The organism is Mycobacterium scrofulaceum, from assembly GCF_002086735.1.
Classification (GTDB): domain Bacteria; phylum Actinomycetota; class Actinomycetes; order Mycobacteriales; family Mycobacteriaceae; genus Mycobacterium; species Mycobacterium scrofulaceum.
The window spans coordinates 1-2727 of record NZ_MVIJ01000123.1 but is presented as its reverse complement, the minus strand read 5'-3'; the positions used below and the strand labels follow the sequence as shown (position 1 = coordinate 2727).

At 64.7% G+C, this 2727-nt stretch carries 2 protein-coding genes; both read right to left on the bottom strand.

The features are described from left to right. Nucleotides 1-171: 171 nt before the first annotated feature. On the bottom strand, nucleotides 172-981 hold the full coding sequence (istB, locus tag BST44_RS28985) for an IS21-like element helper ATPase IstB (protein WP_007172566.1): 810 nt from the start codon (nucleotides 979-981) through the stop codon (nucleotides 172-174). Continuing rightward, nucleotides 978-2486 (bottom strand): IS21 family transposase, encoded by a 1509-nt coding sequence (istA, locus tag BST44_RS28980; RefSeq protein ID WP_079669096.1) that lies wholly within the window; start codon nucleotides 2484-2486, stop codon nucleotides 978-980. Before istA ends, istB begins: the two co-directional genes overlap by 4 nt. Nucleotides 2487-2727: the final 241 nt, after the last annotated feature.

The window sequence follows — 2727 nt, the reverse complement described above, 5'->3', positions numbered from 1 at the left end:
ACGCACGGCCTACAACCGGAACAACCCGGTCCCATGCTCATGGCAAACCAGAGGTCCCATCACCCTGGCAGGCGACATTTCTCGCATGAGTGCAGATCTCGTTGCTGTCAATGGCCAAGTAGAAGTACCCGCTGGTGGCCGGATAAAAGTACCCACCCCGTGCAGTGATTCTTAGATTGGTTGGGGGTTCTCCTTCCGGTGTTGGGCGTCCTTCATTCGGTAGGACTGGCCGTCGGTGATGACGACGGTGGCGTGATGCAGGAGCCGGTCCAAGATGCTGACGGCGGTGGTCTGCTCGGGCAGGAATCGACCCCACTCTTGGAAGGGCCAGTGCGAGCCGATGGCCAGGGAGCGGCGTTCGTAGGCGCCGGCGACGAGGCGGAACAGCAGCTGGGTGCCGGTGTCGTCGAGTGGGGCGAAGCCCAGTTCGTCGAGGATGATCAGATCGACACGGAGCAGGGATTCGATGATCTTGCCGACGGTGTTGTCGGCCAAGCCGCGGTAGAGGGTTTCGACGAGGTCGGCGGCGGTGAAGTACCGGACCTTGTGCCCAGCATGAATCGCAGCGACCCCCAGTCCGATCAGGGTGTGGGACTTGCCGGTCCCAGCCGGTCCGATGATCGCCAGATTCTGTTGTGTGCGAACCCATTCCAGGCTCGACAGGTAGTCGAACACCTTGGGCTGAATCGACGATGCGGCCACGTCGAAGGACTCCAAGGTCTTGGTGACCGGGAACCCGGCAGCCTTGAGCCGGTTGACGACGTTGGAGGCATCCCGTGCCGCCAGTTCGGTCTCGACGAGGGTCCGTAGCACTTCTTCGGGGGTCCAGCGCTGGGTCTTGGCGGTGATTAGGACTTCGGGGGCGGTGCGCCGGATCGCGGCGAGCTTGAGCCGCCGCAGCCCGGCGTCGAGATCAGCGGCGAATTGCGGAGTGGACAGTGGTGCAACGGGTTTGGTTGCCTTGGCTGGCGTGCCGTTCATGACGTGGCACCACCGTCTGCGGCCGGGTTGACCGTGTAGGCAGCCAGGGATCGGGTCGGGGCGACTGGGAGGTCCAGGATCAACGCATCCCCGGCGGGGCGGGGCTGCGGCGTTCCGGCGCCGGCGGCCAGGATGGACCGCACGTCGATCGCGCGGAACCTCCGGAACGCGACCGCCCGGCGAAGCGCGCCGACCAAGGCGTCGGTGCCGTGGGCGGCGCCCAACGCCAGTAGGACTTCCAGTTCGGAGCCCAGCCGAGTGTTGCCGATCGCGGCGGCCCCGACCAGGAATGCTTGAGCATCCTCGCCGAGTGTGCAGAACTGTTGCTCAGCATGAGTTTTGGGTCGTGGTCCGCGGCTAGGTTCCGGGCGGGGACCGTCGTAGTGATCGTCGAGGACTGATGCGCTGCCTGGGGCACCCAGTTCGTGCTCAGCCACGATCACCCCAGTCGCGGGCTCCACGATGCACAGCGCGCCGTGATCGACGACGACGGCCACGCTGGTCCCGATCAGTCGGGTGGGCACCGAGTAGCGGGCCGAGGCATACCGGACACACGACAGCCGGTCGACCTTGCGGATCACCGACGGTGCCCCGATTCGAAGTTGCAGCGACGGCAACGGTTGCAGGAGTTCCCGTTCGATCAGCAGTTGCTCATCGGGGACCGCACAGATCTCCGAATGCACCGCGGCATTGACCTCCAGACACCACGCCCTGGCCGCAACGTTGGCAGCACGCAGATCAACCGGCACCCCGGCGATGGCGGCGTCGGTGAGCAGCGGGACGGCGAGGTCGCGTTGGGCGTAGCCGCACAAGTTCTCCACGATGCCCTTCGATTTAGGGTCGGATGCATGGCAGAAGTCCGGCGCGAAACCGTAATGACCTGCCAGCCGGACGTATTCGGCGGTAGGGATCACCACGTTGGCGACCACGCCGCCCTTCAGACAGGCCATCCGGTCGGCCAGCACCCGGGCCGGGACACCACCTATCCCGGCCATCGCTTCGGCGATCAACGCCAACGTCGTGGACGCCTTCTGGTCGGTGGCGAACGCGACGAAGCGCCACCGGGAGAACGCCAGCACTGCGCAGAACAGGAACAACCCGGGTGCGGCTTGGGCCCAGTCGATCACCAGATACTCACCCGGTGACCACACCGCCGGGCGACGTCCCCGGTGATGTTCGTTGCGCCACAACACCTTCGCCTCAGCAACGAGGCGACGGAAGTTGCGTGCCGACCCGTCGTAACCGGCGGCCTTCGCGATCGGCAACATCCGCTTCGCCGACATCCGACCCGCCGACTTCTCGACACGCTCGGCGACCAGATCGGCCACCGCATCGTAATTGTGGGCCCGCTCGACCCGCGGCGGTGCGCTCTCACCGGCTTCGAATTTCTCGACGACTTTCTTGACGGTCCTATGGGTGGTGCCGCACAGCTGCGCGGCGCCGCGGTATGACCCGACTTGTTGATAAGCAGAAATGATGTCCATGCGGTCCCTCGCAGACTTCAATGGAACTCCCCGGTGGTGACGATGAGTGGTTGGCACCTTCACCGTCACCACCGGGGCCCGCAGTTCCTGATCGACACGACGAACACGGGGTGGGTACTTTTATCCGGCCACCAGCGGATACCTCCACTTGGCCACCAGTGGGTACTTTTTCATGGCCACGGACAGTTGCCGTCGATTACGACGCGAAAGACGGTGTCCTCAATGGCAATAGCGACCGTTTGCCCTTGGTAACTGCGTCCTA

Excerpts from the sequence above, each read along its gene's own strand:
- istB (WP_007172566.1), bottom strand. The coding sequence starts at position 981 with ATGAACGGCACGCCAGCCAAGGCAACCAAACCCGTTGCACCACTGTCC.